Here is an 18,449-nt window from a genome sequence, read left to right as displayed (position 1 = left end):
TTCGGTAGTTTACTAATTAGAATCTGATGGTCGCACCCAAGGTAAAGGTCCTGGGCATGGGATAGGCTTCATCATCCACTCCTATATTTATCCCGCCTCTTCGGTTGATCTCCGGATTGGTCCCAGGAAATGAGGTGAAAAGGAAGGGGTTTTCCGCACTGAAAAACACCCTGGCATTGGGTATCACCGGATTTTGAGGGATGGTGTAACCCAGGGTGATATTTCGTAACCACACATGTGTCGCATCATATACATACCTGGAATTGGATTCCCGCTGCCATTTCCAGGTATTGGTCGTAGCACCCCGGCCATCACCCGGATTTTCGGCAGATCGCCAGCGGTTGACACCTGACTGCAGAATGTTAAATACCCCGTCCATATTCATGGTGGTGGCTTCTATATTCCGGAACACATCGTAGTCGAAGGCTCCCGTAAACATGAAGTTAAAATCAAAGCTTTTATAGTCCCCTCCCAGGGTAAATCCCAATATATAAGCGGGATGTGGGTTACCAATTTCTATCATGTCCTGCTGGTCATAGGAAATTTCCCCGTCCCCATTTGCATCGAAATATTTGTAGGTACCGGGGATGGCTCCGTCCTGAGTTGGCCAGGCTTCGATTTCATCTTCGGTATCAAAAATGCCCATCATGCGAAAACCATGGAGCATGGAAACCGGCCTACCCACCTGAGAAACATTATAGGTGCTATAGAAACCACCCGACCAGATTTCGTCGTTTTCACCTCTGATTTCCAACACCTTGTTTCGATTGATGGTCAGGTTTAAATTGCTTCGCAGATTCAGCTGGCTGATCCGGGTCCGGTAATCCAATGCCAGTTCCACCCCCCTGTTTTGTACCTGCCCTACATTATCCAGCGACTGGGTAAAACCGGAGATGACCGGCATTTCTACCGACAACAGCATGTTGTCCGTTAATCGGTTGTAATACTCCGCTGTCAGTATCAAGCGGTTATCAAACATGGCCAGATCCAGGCCGATATCTGTTTGTTGGGATTGCTCCCAGCCTAGATTGGCATTTGCAAAATTGGACAATACCTGCCCATTGGCAATGGCACCTCCCAGAACATAGTTCGAGATACGCAGGTTGGACAAACTGGAGTAATTCCCGATGGCATTGTTACCGGTAATCCCATAGCTGGCCCTCAATTTCAGATCGGTAATCCAATTGGTCTGTGGCATGAAGGATTCTTCTGAAATCCGCCAACCGGCAGAAAAGGCGGGAAAGTCCCCCCACTTGTTATTGGCACCAAATCGGGAACTGCCTTCCCTACGGTAAGATGCCGAAAAGAGGTATTTGTCATTGAAAGAATAGTTGACCCGGGCAAAATAGGCCATAAGGCTCCAATCCGCCTCTCCAGAAGTTGAGGTTTGCCGAATGGCCGCGCTCAGGTATTGGACCTGGTCATTGGCAAATTCGTTTCCGTTGCCTTGCAGGTATTTAAAGGTTTCTTCCTGAGCTGAAAAGCCCAAAAGTCCTTCCACTCGGTGACTACCCATAATTTTATTATAAGAAAGTAACTGATCGGCTGCGATATTCAACACCTCATTTCTTCTCTGGTATAAGGTCGCCTCTCTGGGTGGAGCCTGGTTGAAACCGGTACCTGCCAGGGTGGATGGCCTGAATTCCTTCTGGTCAGTACCTTCCAGTCTGGCATTTACCGAAGTCCGGAATTTGAAGTTTTTCAAAAAGGTAAACTCCAGATAGCCATTGGTCAGAATGTTGTTCTCAGACCGGGTTCGTTCCATTTCGTGCAGTTCCTGTACCACATTGGCCGTTCCAAAAACGCCATGGGTGCCCCCGATAAAGTCATTAAAACTCCCATCTTCATTGTACACTGGATACCGGGGATCTGCCCAAAGTGACCGACCTATTAACGCACTTCTGCCGTCGGTAGAAGCATAATCCTCCCGGGAATGGGAAGCCGCAATGTTCCAGCCCATACTGATAAAATCATTGATCTTTCCGTCAATATTGGCCCGCACGTTAAATCGTTCGAAACCCGTCTCGATAACGGCACCTTCCTGATTGATATAGCCCACCGACACCAGGGAGCGAATATCTCCCTTTCCGGCCGTAAGGGTGGCGTTGTAATTTTGAAACCGCGCATTTTGATTCATGATCTCTTCAAACCAATCCGTCGAAACGGTGGTCTGTTCGGGAAACCGGAATTCCAATGGAATTTCCTCCAGATCAGGCTCTCGTTGCTCGAAATAGCGGATCCTGTCTACGAAACTATCGTGCTTGAACTGTGCAAACTCCGGTCCGTTCATCATGCGGGTTCTTCTCCCGTCAGGGACGTTCTGAATGCCTTGGTTGACGACGAAGTCCAGGCTTACCACGCCATCTTTAGCCGATTTGGTGGTAATCAGGATCACACCATTGGAACCCCTGGCACCATAAATGGCCGTTGAGGCCGCATCTTTTAGCACGGTCATGCTCTCGATGTCGGCTGGATTCAGGTTTTGTCCCAGGGAGGTTCCTACCGGAAATCCATCTACCACGTATAGCGGTTGGCTGCCTGCTCCCAGGGAGCCAATTCCCCGGATGGTTACTTCCATTTCCTCACCCGGCCTTCCACTGGTCTGCCTTACCTGAACTCCGGCGGCCTGACCTTGCAAGAGGCGGGAAACATTGGTGGTAGGTACTTCCCCAATATTTTCCATATTGATGACGGAAACCGCCGAGGTGATGTCCGCTTTTCGTTGAGAGCCATAGCCCATTACCACGACTTCACCCAAATCCCCCATGGAGGGCTCCATAATAATTTCGTAGTTGGTCTGGCCTCCGGTGACGGCTACTTCCTTGGTTTCAAATCCAATAAAACTAATGGTAAGTGTTTCTCCGGAAGATGCCTGAATGGCAAACTCTCCGTCCATATTGGTGACCGTTCCCCGGGAGGTTCCGTTCACCAAAATGGATACACCCGGTAGGGGTTCGGAATCCTCTGCTGACAGGACTCTCCCTGTAATCTGCCCTGTATCCTGGGAATACCCGGAAAAGGTAATTACTAAAAGAAAAGCCATAAACACCGTCCGAAACCCGATTAAGTGTGGTTTGTAACCTGTTTTCATAATCTTTTGTGTTTGGTTAAATTGATTTATGTCAATTAAATAAACCCAAAAGATCAAGCAATACTATCCTGCACTATCCTGCTTAAATAAAATTTTATAGTGGTAAAAAACTAACTTAAAAATACATTACTTGGTATATCTCTATTAAAAAAGATAAAAATGAAACGGTTAGTTACCTGGTTCGTCCCGGAAGTCAAACTGGCTCAGTGGAATTAATGCACAAAAAAAGAGGGCAAAAGCCCCCTTTTATACTATTACTAATAATTAATTCGGATAAACTTACTTTTTTACCCTGATCTTTTCCTTGATTTTTGCAGACTTGCCCTGTCTTCCTCTCAGGTAGAACAATTTGGCCCTGCGAACTTTACCTTCTCTCAGGACTTCAATTTTTTCTAAGCTTGGGGAAATGATGGGAAATATTCGCTCTACACCAATACTATTGGAAACCTTCCTTACTGTGAACGTTTCGCCATTGGTATTCACATTTTTCCGCTGGATAACCGTACCCTGAAACTGCTGGATACGTTCTTTGTTTCCTTCTGTAATTTTCACGTGAACATTGACCGTATCCCCGGCTTTGAAGGCAGGAAATTTGGATCGCGCGTCTTTGTAATCCTGTTCTACGAATTTAAGTAGTTCGCTCATTGCTTTACTATTTTGCTTATCGCTTTATCGGATACCGATTCTTGTATCCTTAATTATCTCAATTATCGTTTCGTGCTGTTGTGCTATCGCCTTTGCCCAGAGAATTATCCCCTTCCATCAGGTCGGGTCTTCTTTCTTTGGTTCGGCGTACCGATTCATCAAATCTCCAGGATTCGATGTTTGCCGCATGTCCTGACAGCAATACTTCAGGTACCTTCCAGCCTTTGTAGGTCGCTGGCCGGGTATAAACCGGCGGTGCCAATAGGCCGTCCTGAAAGGAATCTGTCAAGGCAGAAGTCTCGTCATTCAAAACTCCGGGGAGTAATCGAATGATGGCATCTGTCACCACCGCAGCGGCTAACTCTCCTCCTGAAAGGACAAAATCCCCTATGCTTACCTCTTTGGTGATCAAATGTTGACGAACCCGCTCATCTACTCCTTTATAATGTCCGCAAAGAATGATTAAATTCTCCGTCAATGAAAAGGAATTGGCCATGGCTTGATTGAAGGTAAGACCGTCCGGTGTCATGTAAATAACCTCGTCGTAGTCCCGTTCCTTTTTCAAATCCTCGATGCATTTGGCGATGGGTTCAATCATCATCACCATGCCTGCACCGCCGCCAAAGGCGTAATTGTCAACACTTTTCTGCTTCCCGATACCATATCCGCGCAAATCATGCACCTTTACGCTGGCCAGTCCTTTATCTTCCGCTCTTTTCAAAATGGAATGGGAAAAAGGCCCTTCCAGCAGTCCGGGCAAAACGGTGATGATATCAATCCGCATGTTAATCTTCCAAATAAATGTCAAGTAGGCCTTCCGGAAGCCTGCAGAAAACTTTTTTCTCTGCCTTATCTACCCCCTCCAGGATGCCATCCTGAATGGGTATCAATACCTCTTTGCCCTGGTAATCCATTCCGATCAGATCCTGCGTTTCCAGGTCATAAATCACTTTGACCTCTCCCAATTCCCCCAGCTCCTCATCGATCACGGTATATCCTACCAATTCGTGGTAATAAAACTGATCTTCTTTCAAGTCCGGAAGAAGGGATAATGGGAGGAACAATGCGGCTCCTACCATGGGCTTCACCTGATCGACCTGGTCAAATTCTTCAAATTTGGCCAGAAATTTATTATTGGGTTGAGGTACCATGTGCTCCAGCATAAAGGGTACCAGTCGGTTGCCCTTTTCCACGAAAACATGCTCCAACTCCTCATAATCCTCGGGAAAGTCTACATCCAGTACCAGTAATACCTCTCCATGTAATCCATGAACTTTGGCTATATGGCCCAATTGAAAGCAATTGTCTTTGTTCATGGTCGGTGCTGGGATTAGGCTTTTTCTTCGTCAGAAGCGGCCGCATCATCTGCAGGAGCTTCTCCTTCGTTTTCGGCGGGTGCTTCTGCTTTGTCCTCGGCAGGAGCTTCCGCTTCACTTTCGGCCGGAGCCTCTTCCTGAGGTGCTGCGGCAGCTTTGGCTTCCGCTTCAGCCGCCTCGGCCGCTGCAATCGCTTCTTCTTCTCGTTTCTTAATGGCATCCAGTCGGGCCTGATTTTTGGCCGCTTCCGCTTCCAATGCCGCTTTCTTGGCATCATCTTTCGCAGACTGGATTTTGTCCACCTTGCTGGCGATGTTTTTCTCTTTGGTTTCTAACCAGGCCTCAAATTTCTCATCGGCTTGTTCCTGGGAAATAGCTCCCTTCACCACCCCGATCTGCAAGTGCTTCTTCAGCATCACGCCCCGGTAGGAAAGCATGGCTTTCACCGTGTCGGTGGGCTGTGCTCCATTCATCAACCATTTTAACGCACGGTCATTGTTGATTGCAATGGTAGCGGGGTCGGTATTTGGATTGTACGACCCGATTTTTTCGATAAAGCGTCCATCTCGTGGAGCCCTAGCATCAGCAATTACTACATCGTAAATGGCCATTTTTCTACGGCCCCTACGTGCTAATCTGATTTTTAATGCCATAATATTTTGACTTTTAGTGAATTGATGGATCCCGTCCATCGATATTTTTTGGACTGCAAACATAAAACATTAAAATCAAAAAGAAGAATATGCCTCTCTTTTATTTGTGAAATAGTAAAATTATGGTTTAAATTGCGTTGTTTTTCGGAGGCTTGCTCGTTTAAGCAGCCCCAAAAAGCACCAATTACCTGGTTTACAAAAGGTAAATCTTACTCTTTCCTCAAGTTTAAATGGCCTCGTCGTTCAATGCCCGCCCGGCTGACAACGGTCGGACAGGGATAGAATACCTGCCGGCATACAGGAAAGTTCCCTAATATAATTTGGCCTCGTAGTTCAATGGATAGAATAGAAGTTTCCTAAACTTTAGATACAGGTTCGATTCCTGTCGAGGCTACAAAAAACCCCTTATACAAGCTGTATTTGGGGTTTTTTATTTTTGGGGGGACAGTTGTAGGCTAAATACAGCTTTTTCTGCTCCGTTTGCAACATGGTATAAAAGGATCGCAACAATGACTAAACAGGGTTTCCGATGGATTACTTACTTTTAACAACCATTAAAAAAAATAGCAGGGGCAACCCATAAACCTCTGAAAAAATAAAATTATTATCTCAGGGCTTTGTTCTTACTCCTTTTTATGCCCATTCTGTTGGATTTGAAATAGGTATCCCGGGCAACAGTCACAGCGGTAGTGGAAGTTTAAAGCTTTCATGAGATTACTCTAACAAATTTTATATGGTAAATTAAACATTTAATTATTATTATTTCCTTATTTAGTTATAAATAAAGAATATTAAATAAAATTAACTATCTTAATATTCATCTTATCATTTTAAACTGTATTCCCATGAAAAGAAATCGAAATATCAGTGAAAAATCTCTGGCCATAATGGCCATGGCATTTACAATGAGTTTATTCGGGTCATGTAGTTTGTTCGAAGGCCCACAGGGAGAGGCAGGTCCGGTAGGCCCACAGGGTGAAATGGGCCCGGTTGGTCCCAGGGGCGAGCGAGGGGAGCCGGGTCAGAAGGGCGATCAGGGAGAAATGGGTCCGGCTGGACCAAGGGGAGCTCAAGGTCCCAAAGGTGAACAAGGTGCTCCGGGAAATGCCAATGTAACGGTATATACCTTTGATGGACAGGACTTTGCTATAAATAGCCTCAAACAATTAGAAATTTCAATGTCAATTGACGATTTTAACAATAAACTTTTCTACACCTACATGAAAAGGGGTAACGTCTGGTACATATTGCCGAATTATGGTAATGCTGGACGGACATATTACAGAACCTATCATCAGTATATTTCAAACAGAAGTGCTGTCCAGATTACCATAGCACGGGTGACCACAACAGGACCGGGAGAAACTTACGAAGAAGTAAAAGTAGTAGCCATCGAAACCACGGAAAATTTGGTTCCAACGGCTATTCAACCTACTGCCGATATAAGGGACTTTAACCAGTTTAGGAAAGTTTTGGGAATTGAAGAATGATTTAAGTTGATTTATGCCAAACAGGAAAGCATTCGGAATGGTAGCTCCAAGCGACTGATGGTCAATTTTTCTTGGCTGCATTGGTCGTAGATGTTTGTAATTGTTTGGTAGAACCTTCTTTCACCGGCTCGTATCTCACGGATACGTCCCAGTAGTTCATCTAGGTAGTCTTTGCCAAAAAGTGCCGATCCTTGCTTTAGGTGCCAACCCTCCAGGACAAATCCTTTGATAATGTATTCCCGCAATGCCTTAGTAGCCCCTATACGGAACTGCGTACCTCGTTGAGACTTCACCCGATAGCCTACCGAAATGATTACGTCCAGGTTGTAATATTTTACGGTATTTCCCTCCGTTTTGTCCATAATAGCCCCATGTGGACTGGTGGTTCGGAAATCCCGAACTACCACTTCTTCGTCCAATTCTCCTCCCTCAAATACATTCTTGATGTGTTCTGATATGGTGGACTTGGCTTTTTTAAATAACTCCTGCATACCCTTTTGGGTAAGCCATTCTTCAACTAATACGCTGAATTAAGAAGCGCACCCTACACCAATTTTAAGGCTAAATTTACCCAGAAATAAAGTGGACCTGTTAATAGCATATGTTCATATTTATATATCTAAATGAACATATTTAAATTTTCAGTACATATATTAAATCGGTCTGTCAATCTGAGTTCGATTTTAATAGGTCGCAATTTGCTTCGTTTGACCGGTTTTGAACTTGATTCCGGGCTTTTTGAAAAAAGTGTTCAACCCACTCCAGGGTTGCTGGAAGGAAAGATTGGCTCCTAAACCCCGGGTTTCGCCCAGAGTTATTATTGTTGAAGCCCTGCAGGCTTCGAAGTCGAATAGGAGCTTTTTTCTTGAGAAGTGATCTGGAACCTCATTATAACCTAATTGGACTAACGGAAAAAAACGCTATAGATGCCAATTTAGGCTGCTGATGATTCACTCAGTAAAAGCAGGCCTGAAGGGCCTGAACAATAATAACCGTGGGTGCAACCCGCGGAAAGCTAACAAAAACAAACCTCCAACCCCGGACGGGGTTGAACCTTTTTACGGAAAATAGATCGAACTTAGGTTGTCAAGTACCTGACGCCAACTTCTTCGGCTTTAGTTTGACTACCAGATTTTCAGACAACCCCAATTCTCACATAAAGAAGTTGGACATTTGTTCAACCAGGGCAACATACTATCAACTACGGCACCTATCCGGATTTTTTTCCATTTGAAGGCCAAGCTTCCAATATCAGCCCTTCCCCAACCACTTCAACAAGGTATTGTACCTCCTGGACCAGCTGCGCTGAAATCGTAGCGGGCCCCTGAGCTCCCTTTCAAAAAAATCCATGTGTTTGGCATTCAAATAATCTATTCGCTCCCGCTTTTTCCGGCCGGTTCCGGTCTTCTTCCTTTTGCTATCCGGTGTCATCCGGTAATAAAAACCTACAAAGGGCAGCTGTACCACTTCCCCTCCATTTTTGAGCATTTTGATCCAAAACTCCCAATCTTCCCGCCCCATGTGCATGTCTTCCGAAAAACCGCCCACTGCCAATGCATCTGCTTTCCGAAAAAGGGCAGCCACAAAAATCATATTGTCCCTGGCCAGGGCTCGAAGGCTAAAAGGTTTTAATTTCCAGGGTTTCTGCCGTGCTTCGGAAAACTTTACTGCCCGGCAATACACTACTTTCACCCCGGGATCCTGATGGAGCACAGACACGCCCCGTGCAATATAATCCGGAGAAATTTTATCGTCCCCATCCAGCGGTAGCAGTATGCCACCCCTGGCGGCCTGTATCCCGGTATTACGGGCCTTGGCTACCCCTGCATTTGCCTGGTCTATGACGCTGATTTCCGGATGTTGCTTCTCCAGATCCAGGGCTGTTTCCAGGGAATTATCGGTGGAACCGTCATTAACGATCAGAATCTCCAGCGGGCGGTAAGTGGATGCCAATACCGACTGCACGGTCTCTGCCAGGTACTTTCCCTGATTATAGCAGGGAATAACGACCGAAACCAAGCCCTCCCTGCTCATTAAAAAAACGTTTTATAAATCTCCGCAGTCTTTTTTAAGGCCAGGGTATTGGGCCCGAACTTCCGGGTACCGTAGCCATTTTCCTGCAAGAGTGCCAGGCAGGCAACGTAATCAACTTCATTCAAACCCACGTTTTCGAAAACAATCGCCTCGGGGTTTGTACGTGGCAGGTCAAAAATCCGGATCACTTCCAGGTCATAGCCCTCTGCATCGATTTGCAAAAGATCAATTTTACGAATGTCATACCGCTTCATCAGGGTTCGCGGAGCAATTACTTCTACCTCTTCCTTACTGATCCACCGATCTTTATCCTTGGGGATCGCTATCCCAAATTTCGAACAATTGGCAGCAACGATACCGTCCTCAAATGCCTTTTCGATTTTTTCCCTGGAAAAGGAAGTCAATCCGGTCGCCCAGCGCATATCGGAAAAGCCAATTTTATAAATGTCCTGTGTGCCGTCCTTTTCACCGATGGCAGCGCATAGGGGGCTTATACCCTTATTTTTGGCATAAATTTTCTTCAAAAACCGATGATAGACCTCCGGCTGCGGCTCAAGCAAAACCCCGTTCCACCCATCCCTTTTGATGAATTTGTGGATGGGATCGTGGGTGATGCCGTCGTTTGCCCCAATTTGAACGACCGTAAAATCACCTTTTTTTGAAAGCGAATACCGGCTCAGAAAATCACTCAAACTCCCTTTCCCGGGCTTATAAAGATACTTGTAAAAACCAATAAACGCTGGATGATTCGACGCGCTTAATTGAAAACGCAGGGCCTTCCATTGGCTTTGAAATGTTCTCTTAAGAGGCAAAAATGGTGATTGCATATTCCTTATGTCCAAACCTAATATTCCCTGCTGATTTTGTAGCCTCCAACTATTTCGGGGCAGACTACTTTAACCCCTTTAAAGCAATCCCCTGAATTGCTGCAAGAAACGGATGTCATTTTCAGTAAATAACCTCAGATCATTGATCTGGTACTTGAGCATGGCAATTCGCTCAATGCCCATACCAAAGGCAAATCCGGTGTATTTTTCGGAATCAATTCCACAATTTTCCAACACATTGGGGTCCACCATTCCGGAGCCACCGATCTCTACCCAACCGGTTCCCTTACAGATATTACAGCCTTTTCCCCCGCATAGCTGGCAGGAAATGTCTATTTCTGCGCTGGGTTCCGTAAAAGGAAAGAAGGAAGGCCGAAACCGTACCTGTGTTTGCTTGCCAAACATTTCTTTGGCAAAATGATATAAGGTCTGCTTCAGGTTAGCAAAACTCACATTCTCATCTACATACAGGCCTTCTACCTGATGAAAAATACAGTGCGCCCGGGCCGAAATGGCCTCATTTCGAAACACCCTACCGGGTGACAGGGTACGAATGGGGGGCTTTTCATTTTCCATAACCCGCACCTGTACGGAAGAGGTATGGGTCCGCAGGGCAATATCCGGATCTTTTTCAATGAAAAAGGTATCCTGCATTTCCCGGGCAGGATGGTTTTCCGGAAAGTTCAGGGCCGTAAAATTATGCCAGTCATCCTCTATCTCAGGGCCTTCGGAAAGGTTAAAGCCTATCCGTTCGAATATCTCCACGATCCGTTGCCGGGTAGCGGTTAGGGGGTGAATCCCACCGACCGGCCAGGTGGTGGGCGGAAGGGTAAGATCCGGTAAGGGTCCGGTCTTTTGTTGCCGGCTTGTATTGACCGCTTCGATCAATTGTTTAAACTTCTCTTCTGCCAGTTGCTTTACCTCATTGACCTGTTGCCCGTATTCCTTTTTTTGCTCATTAGGGATGGATTTCATATCCGCAAACAGCGCCGCTACCACACTTTTCTTACTGATAAACCGCATCCGGTAGGCTTCTAACTCCTCCGTGGACTCGGCATTGGCAGCAGCAATTTCAGCTTTAATCTGGTCTATTTTCTGGCTTTGCATGGGCAATTGGTCTTTTTAAGGTCACAAATCTATAATAAATTATTGATGCCACCTACCTTTTAAATAGGGAAAGGCTCATTCCTCGCTTTCAAAGCCTTCCTCTTCTTCCTCTTTTGCAGGAATTCGAGGCTGCATCAAGCCCGAACTCCCCATCAATCCGGAAAAGGTAGCCTTCCACATGTAGTTAAAGACAAACTTATAGGGTGTACGCTCTTTGTATATGGGCGATGATACCAGTCGTTTAAATAAGGGCCGGGGATTATTTTTTCGCATGGCCAGGGCATTGATCACAAAGGTAAGGATGCCCTTTCGGCCTCCCGCCCTTTTGAGTGTCCGTTCTTCCAGTAAACGGACTTTTAAATCATTGTATTTCAGCGTCATTTCGCCAATGGCATGCTCTTGATCGGCGGTAAAATGCCATTCTCCTTCCCGAATTTTGCCCCTTTCGACCGTGACAAAGGCATTGGATTCCAATATGGAATTGATCACCGGCAGGTCAAAAGAACCTACGCTTGCCTCCACTGCAATGGGATAGGGAGGAGCAAACTTCATGGAAAGACTCACATCCAGATCCGCTGCGTCATTGATCAGAAAGGAGGCTTTAACAATGGCCTCTTCCCGTTCCTGATCCATTTTCCCCAGACTGAAAGGATACATGAGCCCCTCCATCCGGCTAAAAAGGATTTCACCGGGAACCATTCCTTTTTCCGGAAACTCCCTGTAGCGAAGGCGACCATTCTTCACGAGCAAAGTATCCAAAACCATCACCATACTCATGGCATCCATAACTTGTTGCGGCATTGGCTTCACCACGGTCGTGTCCTCAGGAATTCGTTTGTCACGGAATATTTCCACATGAGGGGAATTGACGGTCATGGACCGGGCGACTAACTTTTCTTCCGCAATAAATTTCCCGGCATCCAGACCATCCACCACTACCTGCGGGATGTACAACTCGGCCACATCGGTTTGCGTTCCTACCTGTCGGGTATACGCATACCGTCCCGATTTGGGAAAGAAACGAATATCATTGAGAACAAGTTGATTCGAAGAAATCAGCACCTGCCCTATCTGCAGCCGGTTCAGGCTGTCCGGCAGGTCAAGCTCGTAGTCTTTTAGTTCAAACTGGAAGTCGTTACTAAAAAAGAACTCGGAACTGATGGTTTGATTCTGAGTGAAATCAAAATTAAGATCACTAAGTATTAAACTCAGATTTTCAAACGCCGTCACCTTGGTGGTATCTGCTTTATTAATTAGGGCAAGTTTCCCTCCGGAGAGGTTGAAATCCCTGATCAGCAGGCTTTCCAGGACTTTTTGCACCACTTCTTTCTCTTTTTCCGGTTGCAGTAGGGTCAGGGTTTCGTCTTCGTCCAGGTAGATGCTTACATCCGGATCGCTGAATTGAAGAAGGGATACATCCAGGCTGCCGGTGCGTTGGAAACTCTGCAGGGATCGGGTATTGATGGTAACCCTGGGAACGCTAGCCCTCACCACTGGTACCCCTTTAATCCCTGAAATCTGACTGGGATCAATGCGGAGGTTGTCCACTAAAATCTCCTCATCTCCGGAATCAAAGCCAATTTTGGAGAAAGTCAGCGTATGGATACTGTCTTTTAGTGCCAGGGAAAAATCGTCCACTTCCAGACTGACATTGGAGAAAAAACTGGCAATATCTCCCTCCGAAAGACGTGCTGAATCCAATAAAAAAGCGGCAATGGATAGATTAATCCCCGTTTTTATCAAATCCAGGTCTTTCCCCTCCTGGTAATACGCCACGTTAAAGGAAGCATTGGAAGTAAGAATGGAATCTATCCGAATGACATCTATCCGTTTAGGCAGTTTCCGTCCCGCAGGCTTTTCCTCCTCCGGTTCTGCCTCGGTTTCCTCCTCGCCATAATCGCGGTTAATTGACAGCTTAACACCGGCATCGGTGAGCTTTAACTCCGAAAGCGACAGGGTATTATCAAATAAAAAGGCCTCTAGATCCACTCCACGAAAGCTAAGCTCGGGAATGGTCGCTGCTATGCTTACTTTGGAATCCAGGTACCGATTTGGATTCAGCCGGACATTAAACGTGTTGATTTCTTCCGTGGCAGAATTGAAGGTAATACGTTCGGCAACGATACTGTATTTCCCATTGGCAATATTAAACAGGTAATTGTTCAGGTTGACATCCACTTCCTCTGCAAAGAGCGTTTGGTTTTCGGCCGGATCTACCTTTTCATCCAGGTAAAAATTTCGGATGTTGACCTCAATGTCGTTTTCTGCAAAAGTACGAAAACGCTCATTGGCAAAGTTATCATACACAAAAGACCCTTCGCTGATACTCAGCGAATCAATGCTTACCACTTCGAAGTAATTGGTGATCAGGTTTAGAATATCTCCACGCTCCAGTTTAGCCTGCTCTTCCTCTCCAGATGGAATGTATTTGGTCCATTGGATATTGGGGCTAGGAATATCGATGTGGTTAATGAATAACTTTTCCTGAAAATAGGCCTGATTGATGTCCACCCCGCTGGCTAGAAATTCAGGAATGGTAATGTCCAGAACCGTAGTTCTGCCATACCGGTCCAGTAGTTGTAGCACTTCTTCCGGCGAATGGGGCTGCAAGCGGAACCCATTGATCATCAATTCCTCCCTTTTGGTATCTATGCGGATTTTATCAGCGGAAAACAAGTGCAGGTTATCGGAAAGCTTGAGGGCATAATCTTCGATTTCTAATTGCAGGTTTTCGGCCAGAAAAATTCTGGAAGACGAATCCATTAACTGCTGTTCATCCAACTGAAAATTTTCCAGGACAAAATCAATTTTTCCAAAGGAAAGGCTGTCCTGTCGAAGTCTCAGGTGGTTGTCCAGCACCAGGCTGCCTTCTTGCATTTCCAATCGCTGAATATAAATTGCGTTTAAAAATCCCTTTGTCAATTGCTGAAGTGAGGCCAGTTGGGTGCTTCGTTCAGGCTTTTCAGAATTGCCCAGGATATCTTTAATCACTACATCCGGCGAACGAATCATCAGTTCTCCGATGTCGATAATCTTCTCGTTGTATACTTTCCTGAGATTGGCATTGGCAAACTCCAGTTGGGGAACTTTGATCTCGAACAAGGAGATATCTGACAAACTGTCCTCGTCTACCAAAGGATTGATTTCTACCTCGTTTATGGTGACCCGGTCATCGTAGGAAGACAAATAGATTCGACGGCCGGTAATCCAATGGATTTCATCTGCCAGGGCAATCCTTGCCCGGTCTATTTCCAAGGTGGCATCGTTGGCATAAAAGAAACTGTTTGCTTTCAATGCCTCATCCTGTCCAATGTAAACCCCCTCCATGGAAAATCGGATATCATCAGCTTCAATCCGATTTTGGTTGGGCTCACTGACTCCCCTTTGAAGAAACTGTCCCTCGTTTATGGTGAGGTCCTGAATCGAAATCGAGGTAAGGACATCCCGGATTAATTCATAGAGATCCGTGGTCCTTCGTTCGTTTTCCAGGGTGGCTCGATCGGTATACAAAACAAATTCCGGTCCTTCCAGATTCAGGGATCCGACGTTTACCTCAGCGGTGCGAAACATTTCCATGATATCCGCATCTTCCAGCACCAACTGCTCCAGGCCGATTTCATAATACACATCGGCTGCTCGCTGCAGGTCCGGGACCACTTGCAGGGTCTGAGCACTGATGCGTTTTTCCAACGAAGACACCTGCACCTTTTCGGCTGTCACCCGGTGAATACTATCCGACAAAACGATGTCAAAATCATCAAAGTCCAGGCGGAAGCCTTCCAATCCAAAGGGTAGCTCACCCGGGTGTTCTCCCCCTACCTGGATATTTTTTACGTATAAGTTGGTGTTGGAAGCAGAGATTGACTTTTGGCTGATAAAGTTTTCGATCAATAAATTGGCCTGTTCTACATAAAAATCTTCCACTAAAATCTCCCGTAGACGCCCACCCAGGGATTTTTGAATTTCGTTTTCCAGCAACTGTAAGGGACTGGCATTGCTGGTATCTTCCGGGCTGGCATTTTGTCGGGACTGCACCCTGGGGGAGGTTAGTCGAAGCGTACCCACTGATAATTGGCCGGAGCTGCTAGAATAGCTAAGTCCCAGGAGGTCAAATTGGTCTATATCAATCCGGTAATAGGGAATTTTTTGTTCATCAAAAATAGCCGGATCGGTGGGGTTCAGGGAAAATCCCTTTACAAATAAGCCCCTTTGCAGCAAAGAGAAATAAATTCGATCAAAATCCACCTCATATTTTCCGTCAGACACGCTTTCTACCTGTTGCTTGATGAGCTCTCTAAACAACAGGTCCCCACCATAGTACAAGCCCGCTTGCAAAAATAAGGTAAAGAAAACCAGGATTCCACCTACTTTTAGCCAGCGTCTCTTCCTGTTTTTTTGCTGTTTCGTATGTAAACGTTCTTCACTCATTGCCAGATCAAGAATACAAAATAAAGTGGATATTATTCAAAAATCTGAAACAAAAGAAACAATTACCGCAAGGTAGCAACAAAAAAAATCCGGCAGGATACACTCAGGTAAACCCGCCGGATTGTTACTTATCGCTGTAGGAGAAGGATTCGAACCTCCACGGAGCTGTTAGGCAACACATTGAGCTCGATGTGTGCTTTATCCAGTACACCAGATAAATCCGGATTCCCCACCCCCGAGACAGGAGGGCTTGTCTGCCAATTTCAACATCCTACAAGTTGATACCAAAATATAATCCAAAACGATTGGCAGCACTACCACCCGTAAATACTTTGATGCTTCAAATGTAATGAAAGCTTACTTTTAAAGAAATAATTTCATAAAAATTTATCTATTTTTTAATACTATTCAATAAAAAGCTAAAATTTAAGGGTTATCATCAATCGTGACCCCTATTTAAATCTATCGGTTAACAAATCAATAACCATTAGGAATCAATCTGCACGTATTTTTCCCACTTTTCTATTACTGCGGCCATGTCTTCCGGAATTTCTGATTCAAAAAACAGATTTTCGCCGGTAATGGGGTGGACAAAGCCCAACGACTGCGCGTGTAGGGCCTGCCGGGGAATCAGTTTGAAACAATTTTTTACAAAAGAAGTGTATTTGGCATATTGCGTTCCCTTTCTGATTTTATCTCCTCCATAAACGGCATCATTGAACAGGGGGTGACCGATGTATTTCATATGAACGCGTATCTGATGGGTTCTACCGGTTTCCAGCGAACAGCTGATTAAACTCACATAGCGGAATCGCTGCAGCAATTTCCAGTGGGTAATCGCCGATTTGCCTGCGGTCCCATCGGGATAGGCCTGCATTACTTTACGATCTTTCATCCCTCTACCTATGGGTACATCCACCGTTCCTTCCTCTTCGATCGGCTCACCCCATACCAGCGCCAGGTAGGTTCGCTTGATGCTGTGATCAAAAAATTGAGCGGCCAGGTGCGCCATGGCTTGCTCGGATTTGGCTACCACCAAAAGACCGGAGGTATCCTTATCAATGCGGTGAACCAATCCAGGTCTGCCGGAATTTCCAGGCAATTCCGGAAGCTGATTGAAATAATAGGCCAATCCATTTACCAGCGTACCGGTCCAGTTTCCATGGGCCGGATGTACCACCATTCCAGCGGGCTTGTTAACCACGAGCAGGTATTCGTCTTCGTAGCGAATATCCAATGGAAGGGGTTCTGGAACCACATCCGTATCCTTCCTGCTCCGCTCCATTACAAAATAGACCTGGTCTCCGGCTTTTGTCTTGTAATTGGCCTTTACAGGCTGCCCGTTCACTTTTACAATACCAGCCAAAATACTTTGCTGGACCTTATTCCGGGAAGCATTGGCCACTTTGTCCGTAATAAATTTGTCTATACGCAGGGGCCTTTGCCCCGGATCTACCTGCAGCTCATACGGTTCGAAATAGGATTCTTCCTCCGGCAATTCTCCCTCATTGGATGTAGTCATGGCACAAAATTAGGATATGATGAAAAACAATCAGAATTTTAATCTAAAATCCCTAAATATAATTTCTTGGAAAGCGATAAATCTCCCATCTACCAACCACTTGAACTACCTCTACTTTCCGAAAAGAAGGTGCATGTAGTCGTAAAACGGCTGGATTTGATGCATCCGGGCATGCAGGGCAATAAGTATTACAAGCTTCGCTACAACATACAAGAAGCAAAAAAAAGCCGCCACACCCAAGTCCTGACGTTTGGAGGTGCCTATTCCAACCATATTCACGCCACGGCAATGGCTTGTGCTGAAGCGGGCATTCAGTCCATAGGCATTATCCGGGGAGAAGTGGATGATCCGCAAAATTCCACCTTGTCGGATGCCAGGGAACAAGGCATGCGATTGTACCCACTTTCCCGCTCAGATTATCGGGAAAAACAAAGTGAGCGGGTACTGGCACAACTCCGCCGTGTATTTGGAAATTTTTACCTGATCCCGGAGGGAGGCACCAACGCTTTTGCTATTCGGGGTGCCTCGGAGATTTTATCGCATGAGGATGCCTCCATGCAAGTAATAGCCCTTCCGGTAGGTACGGGCGGTACCCTTGCCGGAATTGCTGCCAGCGCACTGCCTCACCAACAAGTACTCGGCTTCTCGGCTTTAAAAGGTGATTTTATACGAAAGGAAGTACAACAACTACTGGAAGCACACCACATCAATCCTCCCAAACCCGTGGAAATCCAAACCGATTTTCACTTTGGAGGCTATGCCAAATTCACGCCGGAACTCATCGATTTTATCAAGCATATGCAAGTCCAGGCCAATCTGCCGCTGGATCCCATATACACGGGAAAGCTATTTTTCGGACTATTGGAACTGATCCGAAAAGATTATTTTCCAAAAGGAATCAAAATACTTGCCCTGCACACCGGTGGGTTGCAAGGAATCAGGGGATTTAACCAACGCTTTGGATTGGATCTATAAGAAATAAGGCGATCATATACGTAAACCCCTTAAATCTCTTATATTCCCTTTTTTTTTAAACCATATAAGGTATTTAAGTAAATATAAGGGCGATCGTTATCCCTTACATGTCCTTATATCTCTTATATGGTTCCCCTTTTTTTTAAACCATATAAGGTATTTAAGTAAATATAAGGGCGATCGTTATCCCTCACATGCCCTTATATCTCTTATATGATTCCCCTTTTTTTAAACCATATAAGGCATTTAAGTAAATATAAGGGGCGATCGTTATCCCTTACATGTCCTTATATCACTTATATGGTCCCCCTTTTTTTTAAACCATATAAGGTATTTAAGTAAATATAAGGGCGATCGTTAT

13 protein-coding genes and 1 tRNA gene are annotated in these 18,449 nt (G+C 45.5%); 3 read left to right on the top strand and 11 right to left on the bottom strand.

Annotated features, from left to right (window positions below; genetic code table 11):
- Window positions 1-16: 16 nt before the first annotated feature.
- The 5 genes from GJQ68_RS15535 to GJQ68_RS15515 form a co-directional block, all read right to left on the bottom strand.
- On the bottom strand, window positions 17-3,091 hold the full coding sequence (locus GJQ68_RS15535) for a SusC/RagA family TonB-linked outer membrane protein (RefSeq protein WP_162418227.1): 3,075 nt from the start codon (window positions 3,089-3,091) through the stop codon (window positions 17-19).
- Window positions 3,092-3,370: 279 nt separating this feature from the next.
- Window positions 3,371-3,736: a 50S ribosomal protein L19 gene (gene rplS / locus GJQ68_RS15530; RefSeq protein WP_162418226.1), complete on the bottom strand. Its 366-nt coding sequence runs from the start codon at window positions 3,734-3,736 to the stop codon at window positions 3,371-3,373.
- Between the two features lie 58 nt (window positions 3,737-3,794).
- The gene (trmD, locus tag GJQ68_RS15525) at window positions 3,795-4,520 is read right to left on the bottom strand and encodes a tRNA (guanosine(37)-N1)-methyltransferase TrmD (RefSeq protein WP_162418225.1); all 726 of its coding nucleotides are present in this window, start codon (window positions 4,518-4,520) and stop codon (window positions 3,795-3,797) included.
- A 1-nt stretch (window position 4,521) separates the two neighbouring features.
- The gene (rimM, locus tag GJQ68_RS15520; RefSeq protein ID WP_162343461.1) at window positions 4,522-5,052 is read right to left on the bottom strand and encodes a ribosome maturation factor RimM; all 531 of its coding nucleotides are present in this window, start codon (window positions 5,050-5,052) and stop codon (window positions 4,522-4,524) included.
- 14 nt (window positions 5,053-5,066) lie between these two features.
- Window positions 5,067-5,705 (bottom strand): 30S ribosomal protein S16, encoded by a 639-nt coding sequence (locus GJQ68_RS15515; protein WP_162418224.1) that lies wholly within the window; start codon window positions 5,703-5,705, stop codon window positions 5,067-5,069.
- A gap of 322 nt (window positions 5,706-6,027) precedes the next feature.
- Between GJQ68_RS15515 and GJQ68_RS15510 the strand changes: the two genes are divergently transcribed.
- Window positions 6,028-6,099, top strand: a tRNA-Arg gene (locus tag GJQ68_RS15510).
- A 451-nt stretch (window positions 6,100-6,550) separates the two neighbouring features.
- On the top strand, window positions 6,551-7,195 hold the full coding sequence (locus tag GJQ68_RS15505) for a collagen-like protein (protein WP_162418223.1): 645 nt from the start codon (window positions 6,551-6,553) through the stop codon (window positions 7,193-7,195).
- An 11-nt stretch (window positions 7,196-7,206) separates the two neighbouring features.
- Here the strand turns inward: GJQ68_RS15505 and rhuM are convergent, their stop codons facing one another.
- The 6 genes from rhuM to GJQ68_RS15475 all read right to left on the bottom strand — a co-directional run bounded on the left by rhuM (window position 7,207) and on the right by GJQ68_RS15475 (window position 17,113).
- Window positions 7,207-7,686, bottom strand: a complete 480-nt coding sequence (rhuM, locus tag GJQ68_RS15500; protein ID WP_235941591.1) for a RhuM family protein — start codon at window positions 7,684-7,686, stop codon at window positions 7,207-7,209.
- Between the two features lie 760 nt (window positions 7,687-8,446).
- Entirely contained in the window at window positions 8,447-9,229 is a 783-nt protein-coding gene (locus tag GJQ68_RS15495; protein ID WP_162418222.1) for a glycosyltransferase family 2 protein, read from the bottom strand.
- Window positions 9,229-9,921 carry an FkbM family methyltransferase gene (locus GJQ68_RS15490; RefSeq protein WP_235941589.1) on the bottom strand — a complete coding sequence of 231 codons (693 nt, stop codon included), beginning with the start codon at window positions 9,919-9,921 and terminating at the stop codon, window positions 9,229-9,231. Before GJQ68_RS15490 ends, GJQ68_RS15495 begins: the two co-directional genes overlap by 1 nt.
- Before the next feature lie 213 nt (window positions 9,922-10,134).
- On the bottom strand, window positions 10,135-11,163 hold the full coding sequence (gene pheS / locus GJQ68_RS15485) for a phenylalanine--tRNA ligase subunit alpha (RefSeq protein WP_162418220.1): 1,029 nt from the start codon (window positions 11,161-11,163) through the stop codon (window positions 10,135-10,137).
- 75 nt (window positions 11,164-11,238) lie between these two features.
- Window positions 11,239-15,591 (bottom strand): hypothetical protein, encoded by a 4,353-nt coding sequence (locus GJQ68_RS15480; RefSeq protein ID WP_162418219.1) that lies wholly within the window; start codon window positions 15,589-15,591, stop codon window positions 11,239-11,241.
- Window positions 15,592-16,078: 487 nt separating this feature from the next.
- Window positions 16,079-17,113, bottom strand: coding sequence for an RluA family pseudouridine synthase (locus tag GJQ68_RS15475; RefSeq protein WP_162418218.1), 1,035 nt, complete (start codon window positions 17,111-17,113; stop codon window positions 16,079-16,081).
- 66 nt (window positions 17,114-17,179) lie between these two features.
- Between GJQ68_RS15475 and GJQ68_RS15470 the strand changes: the two genes are divergently transcribed.
- Window positions 17,180-18,088 (top strand): 1-aminocyclopropane-1-carboxylate deaminase/D-cysteine desulfhydrase, encoded by a 909-nt coding sequence (locus GJQ68_RS15470; RefSeq protein WP_162418217.1) that lies wholly within the window; start codon window positions 17,180-17,182, stop codon window positions 18,086-18,088.
- Window positions 18,089-18,449 lie beyond the last annotated feature (361 nt).

This window comes from Cyclobacterium roseum (genome assembly GCF_010119225.1).
In the GTDB taxonomy this organism is placed as follows: domain Bacteria; phylum Bacteroidota; class Bacteroidia; order Cytophagales; family Cyclobacteriaceae; genus Cyclobacterium; species Cyclobacterium roseum.
Note: the sequence above shows the minus strand (reverse complement) of the source record. Positions and strands in the feature narration are given on the sequence as shown.